Below are 16,230 nucleotides of genomic sequence, written 5' to 3' on the forward strand. Positions count from 1 at the left end.
CTTTTGGCACGACCGCGCACGGCTGCGGTCAATCAGGCATACCGGCCTGATTTGTTGCCAAGGAAACCGTGCCATGTCCGACTCCGCGTTGCCCGCCGACCTGCATTACGTTGACGACACCCAGCCCGGCATTCGCCGCAAAAAAGTGCGCGACAAGTTCCAGTATTTCGACCAAAAAGGTGAGCGCATTACCGATGCCGCCGAGGTCAAGCGCCTCAACAGCCTTGCCGTCCCACCCGCCTATACCGATGTGTGGATCTGCGCCGACCCGCGCGGCCATCTGCAAGCCACCGGCCGCGACGCCCGTGGGCGCAAGCAGTATCGCTACCACGCGCGCTGGCGCGAAGTGCGCGACAGCGACAAGTACTCGCGCCTGCAGGAGTTCGGCAATGCCCTGCCTAAATTGCGCAAGCAGCTGGAAGCGCAACTGGCCGAGCCCGGTTTTACCCGCGAAAAGGTGCTGGCCACGGTGGTAATGCTGCTGGACGCCACGCTGATTCGCGTCGGCAATGTCGAGTATGCGCGCGAGAACAAATCCTACGGCCTGACCACCCTGCGCAGCCGCCATGTGGATATCAAGGGCAGCGAGATCAAGTTTCAGTTTCGCGGCAAGAGCGGCGTGGAACACCAACTCAGCGTTAAGGACCGGCGCCTGGCCAGTGTGGTCAAGCGCTGCCTGGAACTGCCGGGGCAGAACCTGTTTCAGTACCTGGACACCGATGGCGAGCGCCATACCGTCAGCTCCCAGGACGTCAACGCCTACCTGCACGACCTCACCGGCGCCGACTTCACCGCCAAGGATTACCGCACGTGGGCTGGCACCGCCATGGCGCTGGCCGTATTGCGGGAGTTGGAGTGGCAGCCGGAGTCCGATGCCAAACGGCATGTGGTGGCGATGGTCAAGGATGTGGCCAAACAGCTGGGCAACACCCCGGCGGTGTGCCGCAAGTGCTATATCCACCCGGCGGTGCTGGAGCATTTCAGCCTGGGTGAACTGTCTCGGCTGCCCAAGCCGAGGGTGCGCAAAGGCCTTAAAGCCGAGGAAGTCGCCCTCGCAATGTTCCTCGAGCGACTCGCCGCCGACTTGCCGAAGAACGCCGAGGCGAGTTAGGCTCTGCCTCCCTTCTGACGTTCAGGACGACCGCCGACGTGAACCACTAAGCCTTCCAAAATGTATCTGCAACGAGCCGCCCGGCGCGCTTGTTGGCCTGTTCGACATTTTTCTGGAGGTGCTGATGACTGACGTCAACCGGCTGCCCGTCCTGGTTTCCCTGCAACACCTGTGCTTCCAGTTCGCCAATGGCGAGACCTTGCTGGATGACCTGAGCCTGTCCATCGACCGCACGCCCACCGGTATCGTGGGGCGCAACGGGCAGGGCAAAAGTATCCTCGCCCAACTCATCGCCGGGCAGTTGGCCCCCTCGTCCGGCTCGCTCATGCGCTCGGCCAGCGTGGCGTATGTGCCCCAACGCATCGCGGTTGCCGCCGGCGAGACCGTCGCCGATATCACCGGCACCGCAGCGGTGCTGGCAGCCTTGGAGCGCTTGGCGTCGGGGGTTGCACGGGTGGATGACCTGGCGGTGGTCAACGACCGCTGGGACCTTGCCGAGCGCTTGCGCAACACGTTGGATTCAGCCGGCCTGGGGGATCTTGAGGTGGATACCCCAGCCGAGCATCTCAGCGGCGGCCAGCTGGCGCGGGTGGCGGTGATCGGTGCGCTGTTGGCCGCGCCGCAACTGCTGGTACTCGATGAGCCCACCAACCACCTCGACGGCGCCGGACGCGCGTGGCTGCTACAGGCCTTGAACGCCTGGCGCGGCGGCCTGGTGGTGGTCAGCCATGACCGGCAATTGCTTAACACGCTTGCGCGCATTGTCGAGCTGTCCCCACTGGGTGCGCGGGTGTACGGCGGCAACTACACGGCCTACCGCCAGCAACGCGATGCCGAACAGCACGCCGCCGTCGCCGCATTGGACCACGCGCGCCTGGAGCGCAGCCGCGAACGCCGGCGCCTGCAAAAAGACCACGACAGCCTGCAACGCAATGCCGCGCACTCGCGCAAACACGCAGAGACGGCCAATGTGGATCGGTTCACCAAGGCCCGCTGGAAAGGCGCCGCCACGCAAATCGTCAGCAGCGTGCGCAGTGCCCATCAGACACACAAACATGCGCTGGATGACGGCGTACGTCAGGCATACGCACGCGTCGCGGATGAGACACCGACGTTGCTGGCCCTGCCGGGTTCTGCGGTGCCCAATGGTCGACACGTGCTCAGACTGGTAGACGCGCGGTTGCCCTGGCTGGAGCACCCGGCACTCACGCTGCAACTGATGGGCCCGGTGCGCGTAGCCGTGCTGGGGCCTAACGGTTGCGGTAAATCCACCTTGCTCAAGGTGCTCGCCGGCCAATACCAGCCCGTCAGTGGCGAATCCTCGGTGACGGTGCCCAGCGCGTATATCGACCAGCACCTGACGCTGCTGGACAATCAACGAGCCATCATCGACCAGTTCGACACCACGCTGGCCGCAGCCGAATTGCGCACACGCCTGGCCTTGCTGCAACTGGATGCCACGCGGGTGACCCAACCGGCTGCAAACCTCAGCGGCGGCGAGCGCTTGAAAGCCGCCATGGCGATTGCCCTGTGGCGCGAAACACCCGCGCAACTGCTGTTGCTGGATGAGCCGACCAACCACCTGGACCTGGAATCCGTGCACGCTTTTGAGCAGGCGTTGCAAGGTTTTACCGGCGCGATGCTGGTGGTATCCCATGACGCCGAGTTGGTGCAGGCGATCCGCCCTACCCATCATTTGAGCTGGCAACCGGAGGGCTGGCAACTGGAGTGTGTCTGAGGTCATTGCGCGCGCCCGCAAAGCGTCCTACGGTAGTGGCCGGATAATCTCACCGAGGAACCCGGCCCCATGCTGCCTTCGCCGCGCAAGCCCATCGCCAATGCCGCCCTTGCCCACCAACAGCGTTGGCGCGGCCGCGTCGGCCTGATGCTGGTGGCCAGCCTGTCGGTGCTGGCGGGCATGACCGACGCCATTGGCTTTATGGCCAGTGGCGATTTTGTCTCGTTCATGAGCGGCAACACCACCCGCCTGGCGGTGGCGATCAGTGCCGGCGACCTGGGCTTGACCGGGCGGCTGCTGTTGCTGGTGGCCACCTTCGTGGTGGGCAATGCGTTGGGGGTGATGGTCAGCCGCGTCAGCCGGCGCCACGCCCTGCCCCTGCTGTTGTGTATTGCAGCCTTGCTCTGCGGCGGTGCGATGCTGCCGGTAGCGGATGCGCTGCCCGCGTTGCTGGCGGCGATCATTGCGATGGGCATGCTTAATGCGGCGGTGGAAGAGGTAAACGGTTTGCCGGTCGGCCTCACCTACGTCACTGGCGCGCTCTCGCGTTTTGGCCGCGGCCTGGGGCGCTGGATGCTCGGTGAACGCCGCAATGGCTGGCGGGTGCAATTGATTCCATGGGCGGGGATGTTTGTCGGCGCGGTGATTGGCGCGCTGCTGGAGCAGCAGATGGGCCTGCAGGCGCTGCTGGTCAGTGGTGTGTTGGCAGCGGTGTTGGGGCTGGTGTCACTGAAGATCCCCCGGCGCTGGCATTTGGGTTTTATGCCGCGATAAGGGACAAAAAAGTGCTCGCCCGACGGTTAGGCCTCGACGTCCGTGTACTGGTAAAGAGCCATCATGTCGAGCGAGCGCGTGCATCATAAGCGAATGTCCGGCGGCTGTCCCGCCGGGCATTTCCTAAAAACACTAGGGAAATGGATTACAGGCAAGTCGCTAGAGCAGCTAAACGGCGCTTGGCGGGCATATTGTCTTCAGCCGCGTAGTACTTGACGGTAGAGCCGGCGCCGGCGCTCAGCACATCGACAAAATAGTCGCCGCCGGTGGTGTAGACAGTAAATCCACCGGCCCCGGTCGGCTCCTTGAAGCCCCCCGCGTCCACGCCAAACACGCTTTCATCCTGCCAGCCGAACTGGATGCACTCGGCAACCACCAGTGTGGCCTTGTCCGACGCCATGGCCTTGTAGGGGTTGCCTGCGCGCGCGTCTTTCATCTTCGAGCCCGCGCAACCGGCCAGTGCAACCAGTACCAATGTGCCCAATACAACCTTGCGCATCTCATCGCCTCCATGGAAAAAACGCGACTCTATCATTAGCCGGTACCTGCCAGGGTGGATTACCGGGTAGCGCGACCTGGATCATGGCTTTATGATGGCGCCGTTGATCTCACTGAGGAGGTCAACGGGATATTCTCTACAAGGAAGCGTCATGAAAGATTTCGTCATCAGCGTAAACAACTCCGTTCTCTACATCGCCCTGGCCTTCGTCTGGCTGATTGGCCTGGTGTCGATGTTCAGCGCGAATTTTCTGTCGGGCCTGGCGATTCTGGTCGGCGGTACGTTGACCTGGTGCATCATCTCCGGCTTCTGGTTCGTCCAGTCCGCCACCTACGAAGAGCTGCGCAAGCTCAACGCCAAGAGCTGATGCAACAGCGGCCCCGATTGGGGCCGCTTTGCTGTGCGCTGGATGAATTTAGTTTCACTGTGAAGGGACCGGGCACCGCCTATAGTCGGCAGGCTCATTTTTTAGAAGTCTCCCTTCTGCCCGCCCTCCCGCGGGCTTTTTTTCGCCTGCGTGTCGGCTCATAGCCACCAGCGAAACAGATAGAACAAACCCATGCTCAACAGCACGGTGACCAGCACATTGCGCGTCCAGAACATCAACCCCACCGCACAGATGCCAGCCAGCAGGTAGGGGTTTGCCGGGCTCAGGTTGAGTTGGTGGTCGGCGAGAAAAATGATCGGCCCGCAAATAGCGGTGAGCATGCCCGGCACCGCAAACCCGAGAAACTCCCGCGCCCCGCGGTTAAGCCGCACCGGCAAGCGCGGTTCGATAAACAGGTAACGGTTGAGGAAAACCACCAGGCCCATGGCCACAATCATCAGGTAAATCATCGCTGCCCGACTCCCAGTCGCTTGCACACAAACCCTGCGCTCATACCCAGCACGCCGGACACCACCACCGCCGACTCCCAGTGCAGGAAGCTCAGCCACACCGAAAACAGCAGCGACACGGCCACGCAGACCACCGTCGGCACGTCACGCACCACCGGGGTGATCAACGCGATAAAGGTCGCGGCAATGGAAAACTCCAGGCCCAACTGGTCGAGGCCGGGAATGCTTTTGCCCAGCACGATGCCGGCCAAGGTAAACAGGTTCCAGGCGATGTAGAACGTCAGCCCGACACCCAGGGCGTACCAGCGGTTAAAGGTTTCGCGGTCGTAGTGGCTGACCAAGGCAAAAAATTCGTCGGTCAGCAGGAACCCCAGGCTCATGCGCCAGCGGGTCTTGAGTGGTGAAACAATCGGGCGCAAATGCATGCCATAGAGCAGATGCTGAGACGTCAGCAGCAAGGTAGTCAGCACGATGGATATCAGGCTGGCACCGCTTTTGACCATGCCGATGGCGACCAGTTGAGCCGCGCCGGCGAAGACGATGGCGGACAACCCCTGCGCCTGCAGCGGGGTGAATTGTGCATCGATGGCCATCGAACCGGCCAGCAGGCCCCAGGGTGCACAGGCCAGGGACAGGGGAATAACGGCGATCGCGCCGCGAGCGAAGGCATAATGAGGTAAGGCAGTAGGCATGGAGACGGCTCATCGACAGACAGTCGACAAGCATGCCAGCGCAACAGGGGGCTTGTCTTGAACGATCTTGCTCAGGCCAGGCGGACCGACACCTGCTCTACCGAGTCGCGCGCTTCGCGCAGTTCGTGGGCGTCCTGGTTGAGCCGGTGAATGGTGTTGAGCAAGCGTTGGCGCAGCACTTCATCGCCGAGTTTTTCGACGGCACGCATCAGGTCAAACGCGGCGGTTTCGTTATTTTCCGCGACGGAATCCAAGGTCTTGCGCAGGTTGCGAGTGGCACGGGTCACGCGGGTTCTTCCTTCATCAGCAATGGGCAGGCACTTTAGGACATTCGTGTTTCATTTTAATTTCAAACACTTGTGGCTGATTGAGGCGGAATTGATCCCGATCAAATGAAAAGCGGATTTGACCTACATATATGGATATACGTATATTCGAATTAACGAATATACAGGCCATGATCATGTCGGATCTTTTCTCCCCTCCCACCCTGTTCAAATGCCTGGCAGACGCCACCCGCGCGCGCTTGACGCTGCTGATCCTGCGCGAAGGCGAACTTTGTGTGTGCGAATTGATCCATGCCTTGGACGACAGCCAGCCGAAAATTTCCCGCCACCTCGCGCAACTGCGCAGTTGTGGGCTTCTGCTGGACCGTCGGCAGGGACAATGGATTTATTACCGCATCAACCCGGCACTGCCCGGCTGGGTCACCCAAGTGCTGGACACCACCTTGCAAGCCAACCAGCCCTGGTTGCAGAACGACGCACAGCGCCTGGATGCAATGGGCGACCGACCACAACGAGTCACTACCTGCTGCTGAACCCTCGGAGCGTTTATTCATGCTTGTCGCCATTGGCATTTTCATCTTCACCATCGTTCTGGTCATCTGGCAGCCCAAGGGCCTCGGCGTCGGCTGGAGCGCAACCATGGGCGCGATCCTGGCCCTGGCCTGCGGCGTGATCAGCCTGGCGGATATCCCGGTGGTGTGGCACATCATCTGGAACGCCACCGGCACCTTCGTCGCGCTGATCATCATCAGCCTACTGCTGGACGAAGCCGGGTTCTTCGCCTGGACCGCCCTGCATGTAGCCCGCTGGGGCCGTGGCCGTGGCCGGCGGTTGTTTGCCTATATGGTGCTGCTCGGCGCGTTGGTCTCGGCGCTGTTTGCCAATGACGGTGCCGCACTGATCCTCACGCCTATCGTGATGTCGATGCTGCTGGCCTTGCGCTTTTCGCCGGCGGCGACCCTCGCGTTCGTGATGGGCGCGGGGTTTATCGCCGACACGGCGAGCCTGCCGCTGGTGGTGTCGAACCTGGTGAATATCGTCTCGGCGGACTATTTCAAGATCGGTTTCAACGAGTACGCAGCGGTGATGGTGCCGGTGAATTTTGTCAGCGTGGCCGCCACCCTGGCGGTGTTGCTGTGGTTTTTCCGCCGCGATATTCCCCAGGCCTATGACCCGGCCGACCTGGCCGACCCCGCCAGCGCCATCCACGACCGCGCCACCTTCCGCGCCGGCTGGTGGGTGCTGGGCATCCTGCTGGTCGGCTGCTTTGCCCTGGAACCGCTGGGGATTCCCATCAGTGCGATCTCCGCGGTGTGCGCCGTGCTCCTGCTGGTGATCGCCGCCAAGGGCCACAAGATTTCCACGCGTAAAGTGCTGAAGGAAGCACCGTGGCAGATCGTGATTTTTTCCTTGGGCATGTACCTGGTGGTCTACGGCTTGCGCAACGCCGGCCTCACCACCTACCTGGCGACCTGGCTCGATACCTTTGCCCATTACGGCGTGTGGGGCGCAGCCATGGGCACCGGGGTGCTGACGGCGTTGCTGTCATCGGCCATGAACAACCTGCCGACCGTGCTGATCGGCGCGCTGTCCATCGAGTCCAGCCATGCCGTGGGCGTGGTCAAGGACGCGATGATCTACGCCAACGTGATCGGTAGCGACCTGGGCCCCAAAATCACCCCCATCGGCAGCCTGGCGACCTTGCTGTGGCTGCATATCCTGGCGCGCAAAGGCATCACCATCACCTGGGGCTACTACTTCAAGGTCGGGATTGTGCTGACCTTGCCGGTGCTGCTGATCACCCTTGCCGCCCTCGCCTTGCGCCTGAGTTTCTGACGGAGAATGCCAGTGAAAGTCCTGTTCATGTGTACCGCCAACAGCTGTCGGAGCATTTTGTCCGAGGCGCTGTTCAACCACTTGGCGCCGCCGGGGTTCGAGGCGATCAGCGCCGGCAGCGTCCCCAAGGGCCAGGTGCTGCCGCGCAGCCTGAGCACATTGCAGGCGGCGGGCATCAGCACCGAGGGCCTGTACAGCAAGGGTAATGAGGCCTTTGAAGGCAGCCCGCCGGACGTGGTCATCACCGTGTGCGACAAGGCTGCCAGCGAAGCTTGCCCGGTGTATTTCGGGCCGGCGCTGAAGGCCCATTGGGGGTTGGCGGACCCGTCCGATGTACAGGGAGATGATGCCCACATCGACGGCGCATTTCAGGCTACCCTGCAGATCATCGAGCGCCGCTGCCGGGCGTTTTTCGAGGTCCCCTTCGCCCGCTTGACTGCCATTGAAATCAAGGCCGAGCTTGATCGCATCGCCACCCTGTAACCGGAGCCGCTGATGAGCACGATGCAACACGCCTGGCTGGGCCACTACGAAATCAGCAGCACCACCTGCACCGGCCTGACCTTTGCCCGTCACAGCCATGACGAATGTGTGATCGGCGTGAACCTGGTCGGCGAAGAAAAAGTCTGGTTGGACCGCCGCGAATTCGAGGCCGGCCCGGGTTCTATCACCTTGTACAACCCTGGGCAGATCCAGGGCGGTGGCGCAGCAGATGGCGCGCCCTGGCAGTTCGTGAGCCTGTACATTACCGCAGAGCAATTGGCCGCTGACCTGGGGCTTACACACTTGGAGTTCGACCGTTCGCTGTGTTTTGCGCCAGACCTGGCCCGGCGCCTGGCGGCGACGGTGCGCGGCACATTGTGCGGCGATGCGCTGGGCCAGGGCTTGAGCGAAGACGCCTTGGTGCTGCTGTTGGCTGAGGTGGTCAGCCTTAGCGGCGTGCGCTTGCCCGATAGCACGGCAGCGGGCAAAAACCTCATCGGCCGCGCCCAGGAACTGCTCGCCGAGCACCTGTCTCGTTCACTGCCGCTGGAGCATCTTGGCGATGAGCTGGGGTTATCCAAGTTTCACCTGCTGCGCACCTTCCAGAAAGAGACCGGGCTCAGCCCCCGGCAATGGGCGATGCAATTGCGCACGCGGCGGGCCAAGGGCCTGTTGCGCAATGGCGTGGCGGCCAGCGAAGTTGCTCACGACCTCGGGTTTGCCGACCAGAGCCATCTCAACCGGCATTTCCGCGCGGCCTATGGCATCACGCCGGGGCGTTATCAAAGCGTGTTGAAACGCTGAACAGCGCAATCTGGTTCAAGACAGCACCTGCGCGTCGCCTCACACTGCTCGCCCTCTCTTGAAGGAACGCGGGCATGCTGACGATCTTTTTCTACGCGCTGGTATTCGGTTTTGTGTTTTGCCTCTCCCCCGGTGCCGTGCTGGCGGAGACCCTGCGCCGTGGCCTGCTGCATGGTTTCACCCCGGCCTTGCTGGTGCAGGTCGGCTCCCTGGTGGGCGACGCCGTGTGGGCGGTGATCGGCCTCACGGGCATCGCCCTGTTAATCCAGCATGACGCGGTGCGCGTGCCACTGACGCTCGTGTGCGCGCTGTACCTGGCGTGGCTGGGCGTGCGCAGCCTGATCGACGCCTGGCACCTGCCCGCGGCAGACAGCGCGCCGGCCAGATCCGGGCAGAATGCCTTGGCGGTAGGTGCAGCGATCTCCTTGGCCAACCCGAAGAACATTGTTTACTGGGGCGCGCTGGGCAGCGCCTTGTCCGGCATCGTCGGCGCCACACCCAGCCAGGGGCAGACGCTGATGTTTTTTGCAGGTTTTATGCTGGCATCGCTGTTGTCGTGTTTTCTGATTGCCGGCCTGGTCAACCTGTTGCGCAAGAATGCATCACCGCTGTGGCAGCGCGTCAGTTATGGCGCCTGCGGTGTGGTATTGCTTTATCTGGCTGTTCTGGCCGCCCGTGGAGTATGAAGTTATATACTCTGCAACTTGCCTCTTATCTGAATACACTCTGAACGCCGGTTATTTTAATTGATCATGCGTTGACATTTTGTAACTGGCTGAGTAGATTGCCCGTGCCCGCAACTGGGGCCTTTTTTAACCCTCACAAAAGAAGCCAATGGACACAGTATCTAGTCGCTGTCCGTGCACTGCGTTTGCAGGCATCGGGCGCCCAACCCAGAATATGACAGGACTCGCCTCCCCGGTCCGGTAAGCTGCGCTAGAGCTCGATGCTCCACCGTAACTGCCTCGCCGGATGCCCGTCCGGTCCCGAGGTGTGTTATGACCTTTAAAACCCTTGTTTTACCTGATGTACCAAGCTTGGCCGCAGCCCTGCGGACCGAGCTCTGCCGTGCCCCTGTGGGGTTTTTCCCGATGCGCTCGGCCTTTGCTACGCCCTCCCCTCAAGACCCGCAGAGACCCAAGGTTTTCAGCCTGGATTTCGCGTGAGCGTTCGCGCCGCCTGAGCCTGCTGAAAACAGCAACTTTCTGATCAATACCCTGGAGTTCCTTATGAACAATTCCAGTGGTAGTCGGCTGCGCGTTAGTTAACTAACGCTGCAGTAGTAGATATGTAATCTCCTTATTTAAACCGATCGCGAAGTCCGCGGCTCGGCATGCTTTCGCTCGCCTGCAACCAGGTAAGTAACGGGTATGTTTTGTCGAGAATTGGCGACAGGAGTACACACAATGAGCGCCGTAAAAAACACCCCACTGCAGACCAAAAACGGCAGCGACAGCAAACTGTCGATGCGTGCCGCCCGCGAAGCCCACAACGGCCTGCAAGCCACCCTGGCCAACGTCCGTGCCACCCAGGACGGCCTGACCGAACTGGACGCCGCTGCCCGCCTGCAACGCGAAGGCTACAACGAAGTGGCCCATGACAAGCCGCCACACGCGGTCGTGCAGTTCCTGCAGGCATTGAACAACCCGTTCATCTATGTGCTGCTGACCTTGGGCGGCATCAGCTTCTTCACCGATTGCTGGCTGCCGATGCAGGACGGCGAAGACGCCGACCCGACCAAAGTGGTCATCATCATGACCATGGTACTGCTCAGCAGCCTGTTGCGCTTCTGGCAGGAACACCGCTCGGCCAAGTCCGCCGAAGCCCTCAAAGCCATGGTGCGCACCACCGCCACTGTGCTGCGCCGTGAACAAGTGGGCAGCCCGCCGACGCTGCGCGAAGTGCCAATGCGCGACCTGGTGGCCGGCGATATCGTGCAACTGTCGGCCGGCGACATGATCCCCGCCGACATCCGCCTGATCGAGTCCCGCGACCTGTTTATCAGCCAGGCCGTGCTCACCGGCGAAGCCTTGCCGGTAGAAAAATACGACACCCTGGGCGAAGTCACGCAAAAATCCGCCAGCAGCGTGGCCGCCGACCAGGGCAACCTGCTCGACCTGCCGAACATCTGCTTCATGGGCACCAACGTGGTCAGCGGCCGCGCCAAGGCGGTGGTGGTGGCGACCGGGCCGCGCACCTATTTTGGTTCGTTGGCCAAGGCGATTGTCGGCTCGCGCGTGCAAACCGCCTTCGACCGTGGGGTCAACAGCGTCAGTTGGTTGCTGATCCGCTTCATGCTGGTGATGGTGCCGATCGTGTTCCTGCTCAATGGCTTCTCCAAGGGTGACTGGGGCGATGCCTTCCTGTTTGCCTTGGCGGTCGCCGTGGGCCTGACCCCGGAAATGCTGCCGATGATCGTCAGCGCCAACCTGGCCAAGGGCGCCACGGCGATGGCCAAGCGCAAGGTGGTGGTCAAGCGCCTGAATGCGATCCAGAACTTCGGTTCGATGGACGTGCTGTGCACCGACAAGACCGGCACCCTGACCCAGGACAAGATCATCCTCGAGCATCACGTGAATGCCTGGGGCCAACGCGATGATGCGGTGCTGTCCCTGGCCTGGCTCAACAGCTACCACCAGAGCGGCATGAAAAACCTGATGGACCAGGCGGTGGTGCAGTTCGCGGAGCAAAATCCGAAGTTCCAGGTGCCGTTTGCCTACAGCAAGGTCGATGAACTGCCGTTCGACTTTGTGCGCCGGCGCCTGTCGATCGTGGTCAAGGACGCCGCCGACGACCATCTGCTGGTGTGCAAAGGCGCGGTGGAAGAAATGCTCGGCATTTCCACCCACGTCATGGAGGCCGGTGCAGCCGTGCCGCTCGACGCCCGGCGCCGCGAGGAATTGCTGGCGATTGCGAATGACTACAACGAAGACGGTTTCCGCGTACTCGTGGTGGCGACGCGCAACATTCCCAAGGCGTTGGCCCGCCAGCAGTACACCACGGCGGATGAGCGCAACCTGGTGATCCAGGGGTTCCTGACCTTCCTCGATCCGCCGAAGGAAACTGCCGGCCCGGCCATTGCTGCCCTGCAACAGATCGGCGTCGCGATCAAAGTGCTGACTGGCGACAACGCCGTGGTCACCGCCAAGATCTGCCGCCAGGTTGGTCTCGATCCTGGCCAGCCGCTGCTGGGGGTGGAAATCGAAGCGATGGACGATGCAACCCTGCTGCGCCGCGTCGAAGAACGCACGGTGTTTGCCAAGCTGACGCCGCTGCAAAAATCCCGCGTGCTCAAGGCCCTGCAAGCCAACGGTCACACGGTGGGTTTCCTCGGCGACGGCATCAACGATGCTCCGGCGCTGCGCGATGCCGATGTGGGTATCTCGGTGGACAGCGGCACCGACATCGCCAAGGAATCGGCGGATATCATCCTGCTGGAAAAGAGCCTGATGGTGCTCGAAGAAGGTGTGCTCAAAGGCCGCGAAACCTTCGGCAATATCATGAAGTACCTGAACATGACTGCCAGCTCCAACTTCGGCAACGTGTTCTCGGTGCTGGTGGCCAGCGCGTTTATCCCGTTCCTGCCGATGCTGTCGATCCACCTGCTGTTGCAGAACCTGATGTACGACATCTCCCAGCTGGCCCTGCCGTGGGACAAGATGGACAAGGAATACCTGGCCAAGCCACGCAAGTGGGATGCGAAAAACATCGGCCGCTTCATGATCTGGATCGGGCCGACCTCGTCGATCTTCGACATCACCACCTTTGCGCTGATGTGGTACGTGTTCGCCGCCAACAGTGTAGAGATGCAGACGCTGTTCCAGTCCGGCTGGTTTATCGAGGGGCTGCTCTCGCAAACCCTGGTGGTGCACATGTTGCGTACGCGCAAGATCCCGTTCTTCCAGAGCACGGCCGCGTGGCCAGTGTTGATGATGACCGGCGTGGTGATCGCGCTGGGGATCTACGTGCCGTTCTCGCCGCTGGGCACCCTGGTCGGCCTGCAACCGCTGCCGCTGGCGTACTTCCCATGGCTGGTGGGCACCTTGCTCAGCTACTGCTGCGTGGCCCAACTGATGAAAACGATCTACATCCGCCGCTTCAAGCAGTGGTACTGATCCCCCGCCTTTCGAAAACGCTGGCCGTCGCCCGACGGTCAGCGTGCAACACAAGGACTCTGCCTATGCGCGTCTTGATCTGTGCAGGTCGTCATTACGCCGACAGCAAAAAGTCCCGCCACGTGCTGGACGCTTACCATCGCCTGCGCCCGGTGCAGGTACTGATCCACGGCGGCAACCAGTTCCTCGGCAGCGACATCGAGGAATGGGCGCGGGAAATGGACATCGACGTGGTGCGTTACCCACCCAATTGGCAACGCCACGGCAAGCAGGCGGAACGCCAGCGCAACCATTTCATGCTGACCGACAGCCGCCCGGATGTGGTCATCGCCCTGCCTGGCGGTGACGACACCTGCGAGCTGGTCTGCCAGGCCAAAGCCAACGGCATTGCGGTGCTCACGGTAGAAAGCTGAACTCAACTGAGGTGCATCATGCACAAAAAACACAGCCCTCGGCAGCCAGACGGGTTTGCCAAATTCCGTGCGCGCCAGTATCGCGGCGCGCGTCATACCCTGTTGCTGCTACCACCCGCGAAACGCCGGGCATTGCGGCGCAATATGATCTTTATTGGCGTGACCGTTGGCGCCGTTATTGGCCTTGCCCTGCTGTCCAGGCTCTACACCGTTTGATGGACCTGTTGCTCCAGGTGCAGCTGCAACTGCGGGTCGATGTGCAGCTGCCCCGCCAGGTCATCCAGGTAATTGCGCTCGGCGTCCTGCTGGTCGTCGACCAGCATCACGCTGGCCAGGTACACCTCGGCCGCCAGCGCCGGGTCGGCGGCGAACTCGGCAAAATCCGCGGCATCCAGCGGCTTGGCGACTTCGGCGTCGAGCCAGGCTTGCAGCTGCGGGTCATCCGTGTGCTTACCCAGTTCGGTGGAGATCATCTGCTGCTCTTTTGCGTCGATCCGGCCATCGGCCTTGGCGGCGGCGATCAGCGCGCGCAACACTGCGTGGCTATGGGCCTCGGCTTCGGGGCCATCCAGTTGGTCGGCGGTCTGGAAGGCCTGTTGCGGGGTGGCGGCCTGCTGGCTTTGCCAGGCCTGATACGCCTGGTAGGCCATCATCCCCAGGGATGCCAACGCTGCATAGTTCATCCCGCCGGACCGCCCTTGTGTCGGCCGCGTGGCGGCCCCACCCAACATGCCGCCGAGGCCACCCAACAATCCGCCCAGGCCACCCCCAGCCGAGGCATTGCCGCCCTTCAATAAACCGCCGAGCACGCCACCCAGGCCGCCGCCTGAGGACGCGCCGCCAGCCTGCCCGGCGCGCAGCATTTGTTCGAGTAGATCGCTGGTGTTCATGGTGTTGCCCTCCCGGGGCGCGAGGTTGGCGTTTATCAACCATAGCCCGCGGCTGCCGGAACACCATGACCGCCGGGCGGGCACGCTTTATGATGGCGCGGCTACACCCATAAGGCACGCCATAAGAGATGAAGCCCGTGAACCGTATCGAACAGATCGCGCTGATGGCGAGCTACAACCAGTGGATGAACCGCAAGGTCTATGACGCGGCCGGCAAACTGAGCCACGCCGAACGGGTCGAGGACCGCCGGGCGTTTTTCGGCTCGATCCTCGGCACGCTGAACCACTTGGCCTTGGGCGATACGGTCTGGCTCAAACGCTTTGCCCTGCACCCGGCAGGCTTTACCGCGCTCGCCCCCTTACACGCCATCGCCACACCGGCGGACTTGAAACAACTGGCCTTCAACGACCTGCGCGAGCTCGCCACCCAGCGCGCCTGGCTCGATCAACTAATTCTCGACTGGAGCCAGACCCTGCAGGAAGCGGACCTGGACCATCACCTGCAGTACCACAACATGCGCGGCATGGCCGCCGAGAAAAACTTCTACAGCCTGCTGGTGCATTTTTTCAACCATCAGACTCATCATCGGGGCCAGGTCACCACCCTGCTCAGCCAGGCCGGGCAGGATGTGGGCGACACTGACCTGCTGGCACTGATCGACTGAAAGATCGAACGTCGCTTTCGCGCTGGGGTCGAAACCTCAGGTGCCGGGCTTTTCCTACCGCCCGCCCTCCCCGCGCGCATGGTGGCTCTAGCGATGCGCGTACCCCATAAGAAGGAGACGCTTACATGGTCATTCACTTCAAGGTCGCCGGGCATCTTGCCTGTGGCCACCACGGCACCAACCTCCCGTCCAGCGTCGAGCTGAACCGCGTCAAATGCCGTACCTGCCGTAACACCGATGCGTTTAAAGAAGCGCGCCGTAACCAGCGCAACGCCGCCCGCCGTGCCTCACGCAAAGCCAAGACCCACACCGCCAGCGACTGGCGCAGCGCCTGGACACAACGCCTCACCGACCTGCCCGGCCTGCAGCGCTTGCCACGCGGGTTCAGCGGCCAGCCGTTCGTGTAAGGGCCTCACGGCAAGCCCCACTGTTGTGGTTCAAACGCTTCAAGGCTGCGTAAACGGCGGTCTGCATGCAGGAACTTCTCATCTGGCATCGCCGGATCGGGAATGGCCACCGCGTACATGCCCGCCGCTTTCGCCGCCGTAACGCCGAACGGCGAGTCTTCAAACACCAGGCACTGCGCCGGGTCGACGCCCAGGCGCTGTGCGGCCACCAGGAAAATATCCGGTGCAGGCTTGGCAGCGCCCACTTGCGGGTCATCCGCGGTGACGATCGCATCAAACAACCCAAACCATGGGTGCTGGCTGATCTTCAAGTCGAAGTAATGCCGTGAAGAACTGGTGCCCACCGCAATCGGCACGCCCTTGGCCGACAAATACCGCACCAGCGCCTCGGCCCCGGCCATGGCGGCGGCGTGGGGAAAGCGCTGGTTCATCAGCGGCGTGCGCTGCTCAAGGAAATCCTCCGGGCTGATCGGCAGCTCCAGCACCTGCACGATATAACTTGCCAGGTCGTAAGCCCCAAGCCCAATGGTGTTCTGCTTGAACTGCCAGTCAAACGTACGGCCACCGTAGCGGTCGGAAATCAGCTGGGTCACCTGGGTGTAGATGCCCTCGGTATCGAGCAACAAGCCATCCATGTCGAAGATCACGGCGTTGATTCGGGGTGCACTCATGGGTCGTA

Annotated in this window: 19 protein-coding genes and 1 pseudogene; 14 read left to right on the forward strand and 6 right to left on the reverse strand. The window is 62.0% G+C overall.

The annotated features are described in order from the left end of the window. Positions 1 to 73 precede the first annotated feature (73 nt). From CXQ82_RS16100 to CXQ82_RS16110, 3 genes are all read left to right on the forward strand, one after another. Positions 74 to 1,111 carry a DNA topoisomerase IB gene (locus CXQ82_RS16100; protein WP_101270675.1) on the forward strand — a complete coding sequence of 346 codons (1,038 nt, stop codon included), beginning with the start codon at positions 74 to 76 and terminating at the stop codon, positions 1,109 to 1,111. A gap of 124 nt (positions 1,112 to 1,235) precedes the next feature. Continuing rightward, a complete protein-coding gene (locus CXQ82_RS16105; protein WP_101270677.1) occupies positions 1,236 to 2,849 on the forward strand; it encodes an ABC-F family ATP-binding cassette domain-containing protein in 1,614 nt (537 codons plus the stop codon). 69 nt (positions 2,850 to 2,918) lie between these two features. Further along, a complete protein-coding gene (locus CXQ82_RS16110; protein WP_101270679.1) occupies positions 2,919 to 3,623 on the forward strand; it encodes a YoaK family protein in 705 nt (234 codons plus the stop codon). Positions 3,624 to 3,768: 145 nt separating this feature from the next. Here CXQ82_RS16110 and CXQ82_RS16115 read toward each other — a convergent pair whose 3' ends face one another. Next, the gene (locus CXQ82_RS16115; RefSeq protein ID WP_101270681.1) at positions 3,769 to 4,122 is read right to left on the reverse strand and encodes a hypothetical protein; all 354 of its coding nucleotides are present in this window, start codon (positions 4,120 to 4,122) and stop codon (positions 3,769 to 3,771) included. A gap of 151 nt (positions 4,123 to 4,273) precedes the next feature. Between CXQ82_RS16115 and CXQ82_RS16120 the strand changes: the two genes are divergently transcribed. Beyond that, positions 4,274 to 4,489, forward strand: a complete 216-nt coding sequence (locus CXQ82_RS16120) for a hypothetical protein (RefSeq protein WP_101270683.1) — start codon at positions 4,274 to 4,276, stop codon at positions 4,487 to 4,489. A gap of 158 nt (positions 4,490 to 4,647) precedes the next feature. Here the strand turns inward: CXQ82_RS16120 and CXQ82_RS16125 are convergent, their stop codons facing one another. The 3 genes from CXQ82_RS16125 to CXQ82_RS16135 all read right to left on the reverse strand — a co-directional run bounded on the left by CXQ82_RS16125 (position 4,648) and on the right by CXQ82_RS16135 (position 5,938). Beyond that, a complete protein-coding gene (locus CXQ82_RS16125) occupies positions 4,648 to 4,959 on the reverse strand; it encodes an AzlD domain-containing protein (RefSeq protein WP_101270685.1) in 312 nt (103 codons plus the stop codon). Then, positions 4,956 to 5,651 (reverse strand): AzlC family ABC transporter permease, encoded by a 696-nt coding sequence (locus tag CXQ82_RS16130; protein ID WP_101270687.1) that lies wholly within the window; start codon positions 5,649 to 5,651, stop codon positions 4,956 to 4,958. The genes CXQ82_RS16125 and CXQ82_RS16130 overlap by 4 nt, the downstream gene beginning before the upstream one ends. A gap of 71 nt (positions 5,652 to 5,722) precedes the next feature. Next, entirely contained in the window at positions 5,723 to 5,938 is a 216-nt protein-coding gene (locus CXQ82_RS16135) for a hypothetical protein (protein WP_025856028.1), read from the reverse strand. A 176-nt stretch (positions 5,939 to 6,114) separates the two neighbouring features. Here CXQ82_RS16135 and CXQ82_RS16140 point away from each other — a divergent pair, with 176 nt between their 5' ends. The 8 genes and pseudogenes from CXQ82_RS16140 to CXQ82_RS16175 all read left to right on the forward strand — a co-directional run. After that, a complete protein-coding gene (locus tag CXQ82_RS16140; RefSeq protein ID WP_101273805.1) occupies positions 6,115 to 6,471 on the forward strand; it encodes a metalloregulator ArsR/SmtB family transcription factor in 357 nt (118 codons plus the stop codon). 19 nt (positions 6,472 to 6,490) lie between these two features. Further along, positions 6,491 to 7,774 (forward strand): arsenic transporter, encoded by a 1,284-nt coding sequence (locus CXQ82_RS16145; protein WP_101270689.1) that lies wholly within the window; start codon positions 6,491 to 6,493, stop codon positions 7,772 to 7,774. Positions 7,775 to 7,786: 12 nt separating this feature from the next. After that, a complete protein-coding gene (locus CXQ82_RS16150; RefSeq protein WP_101270691.1) occupies positions 7,787 to 8,257 on the forward strand; it encodes an arsenate reductase ArsC in 471 nt (156 codons plus the stop codon). 12 nt (positions 8,258 to 8,269) lie between these two features. After that, positions 8,270 to 9,061: an AraC family transcriptional regulator gene (locus CXQ82_RS16155; RefSeq protein WP_101270693.1), complete on the forward strand. Its 792-nt coding sequence runs from the start codon at positions 8,270 to 8,272 to the stop codon at positions 9,059 to 9,061. A 74-nt stretch (positions 9,062 to 9,135) separates the two neighbouring features. Continuing rightward, on the forward strand, positions 9,136 to 9,747 hold the full coding sequence (locus tag CXQ82_RS16160) for a LysE family transporter (protein WP_101270695.1): 612 nt from the start codon (positions 9,136 to 9,138) through the stop codon (positions 9,745 to 9,747). Positions 9,748 to 10,467: 720 nt separating this feature from the next. Next, positions 10,468 to 13,176, forward strand: a complete 2,709-nt coding sequence (mgtA, locus tag CXQ82_RS16165; RefSeq protein ID WP_101270697.1) for a magnesium-translocating P-type ATPase — start codon at positions 10,468 to 10,470, stop codon at positions 13,174 to 13,176. Between the two features lie 65 nt (positions 13,177 to 13,241). Continuing rightward, positions 13,242 to 13,589: a DUF2493 domain-containing protein gene (locus CXQ82_RS16170; protein WP_101270699.1), complete on the forward strand. Its 348-nt coding sequence runs from the start codon at positions 13,242 to 13,244 to the stop codon at positions 13,587 to 13,589. An 18-nt stretch (positions 13,590 to 13,607) separates the two neighbouring features. Then, positions 13,608 to 13,790, forward strand: a pseudogene (locus tag CXQ82_RS16175) (hypothetical protein); the annotation flags it as partial. Positions 13,791 to 13,792: 2 nt separating this feature from the next. On the opposite strand, the gene CXQ82_RS16180 reads toward CXQ82_RS16175, so the two are convergent. Then, a complete protein-coding gene (locus CXQ82_RS16180) occupies positions 13,793 to 14,479 on the reverse strand; it encodes a tellurite resistance TerB family protein (protein ID WP_101270701.1) in 687 nt (228 codons plus the stop codon). 137 nt (positions 14,480 to 14,616) lie between these two features. Between CXQ82_RS16180 and CXQ82_RS16185 the strand changes: the two genes are divergently transcribed. Both CXQ82_RS16185 and CXQ82_RS16190 read left to right on the forward strand, forming a co-directional pair. Beyond that, entirely contained in the window at positions 14,617 to 15,144 is a 528-nt protein-coding gene (locus tag CXQ82_RS16185) for a DinB family protein (RefSeq protein WP_101273806.1), read from the forward strand. Between the two features lie 125 nt (positions 15,145 to 15,269). After that, entirely contained in the window at positions 15,270 to 15,551 is a 282-nt protein-coding gene (locus CXQ82_RS16190; RefSeq protein ID WP_101270703.1) for a hypothetical protein, read from the forward strand. A 5-nt stretch (positions 15,552 to 15,556) separates the two neighbouring features. Here CXQ82_RS16190 and CXQ82_RS16195 read toward each other — a convergent pair whose 3' ends face one another. Continuing rightward, entirely contained in the window at positions 15,557 to 16,222 is a 666-nt protein-coding gene (locus tag CXQ82_RS16195) for an HAD-IA family hydrolase (protein WP_101270705.1), read from the reverse strand. Positions 16,223 to 16,230 lie beyond the last annotated feature (8 nt).

The organism is Pseudomonas sp. S09G 359 (assembly GCF_002843605.1).
Classification (GTDB): domain Bacteria; phylum Pseudomonadota; class Gammaproteobacteria; order Pseudomonadales; family Pseudomonadaceae; genus Aquipseudomonas.

What these genes read in the sequence shown, in the direction of transcription:
- CXQ82_RS16100 (WP_101270675.1), top strand. Translation starts at nt 74, where the DNA reads ATGTCCGACTCCGCGTTGCCCGCCGACCTGCATTACGTTGACGACACC.
- CXQ82_RS16105 (WP_101270677.1), top strand. Translation starts at nt 1,236, where the DNA reads ATGACTGACGTCAACCGGCTGCCCGTCCTGGTTTCCCTGCAACACCTG.
- CXQ82_RS16110 (WP_101270679.1), top strand. Translation starts at nt 2,919, where the DNA reads ATGCTGCCTTCGCCGCGCAAGCCCATCGCCAATGCCGCCCTTGCCCAC.
- CXQ82_RS16115 (WP_101270681.1), bottom strand. Translation starts at nt 4,122, where the DNA reads ATGCGCAAGGTTGTATTGGGCACATTGGTACTGGTTGCACTGGCCGGT.
- CXQ82_RS16120 (WP_101270683.1), top strand. Translation starts at nt 4,274, where the DNA reads ATGAAAGATTTCGTCATCAGCGTAAACAACTCCGTTCTCTACATCGCC.
- CXQ82_RS16125 (WP_101270685.1), bottom strand. Translation starts at nt 4,959, where the DNA reads ATGATTTACCTGATGATTGTGGCCATGGGCCTGGTGGTTTTCCTCAAC.
- CXQ82_RS16130 (WP_101270687.1), bottom strand. Translation starts at nt 5,651, where the DNA reads ATGCCTACTGCCTTACCTCATTATGCCTTCGCTCGCGGCGCGATCGCC.
- CXQ82_RS16140 (WP_101273805.1), top strand. Translation starts at nt 6,115, where the DNA reads ATGTCGGATCTTTTCTCCCCTCCCACCCTGTTCAAATGCCTGGCAGAC.
- CXQ82_RS16145 (WP_101270689.1), top strand. Translation starts at nt 6,491, where the DNA reads ATGCTTGTCGCCATTGGCATTTTCATCTTCACCATCGTTCTGGTCATC.
- CXQ82_RS16155 (WP_101270693.1), top strand. Translation starts at nt 8,270, where the DNA reads ATGAGCACGATGCAACACGCCTGGCTGGGCCACTACGAAATCAGCAGC.
- CXQ82_RS16160 (WP_101270695.1), top strand. Translation starts at nt 9,136, where the DNA reads ATGCTGACGATCTTTTTCTACGCGCTGGTATTCGGTTTTGTGTTTTGC.
- mgtA (WP_101270697.1), top strand. Translation starts at nt 10,468, where the DNA reads ATGAGCGCCGTAAAAAACACCCCACTGCAGACCAAAAACGGCAGCGAC.
- CXQ82_RS16170 (WP_101270699.1), top strand. Translation starts at nt 13,242, where the DNA reads ATGCGCGTCTTGATCTGTGCAGGTCGTCATTACGCCGACAGCAAAAAG.
- CXQ82_RS16180 (WP_101270701.1), bottom strand. Translation starts at nt 14,479, where the DNA reads ATGAACACCAGCGATCTACTCGAACAAATGCTGCGCGCCGGGCAGGCT.
- CXQ82_RS16190 (WP_101270703.1), top strand. Translation starts at nt 15,270, where the DNA reads ATGGTCATTCACTTCAAGGTCGCCGGGCATCTTGCCTGTGGCCACCAC.
- CXQ82_RS16195 (WP_101270705.1), bottom strand. Translation starts at nt 16,222, where the DNA reads ATGAGTGCACCCCGAATCAACGCCGTGATCTTCGACATGGATGGCTTG.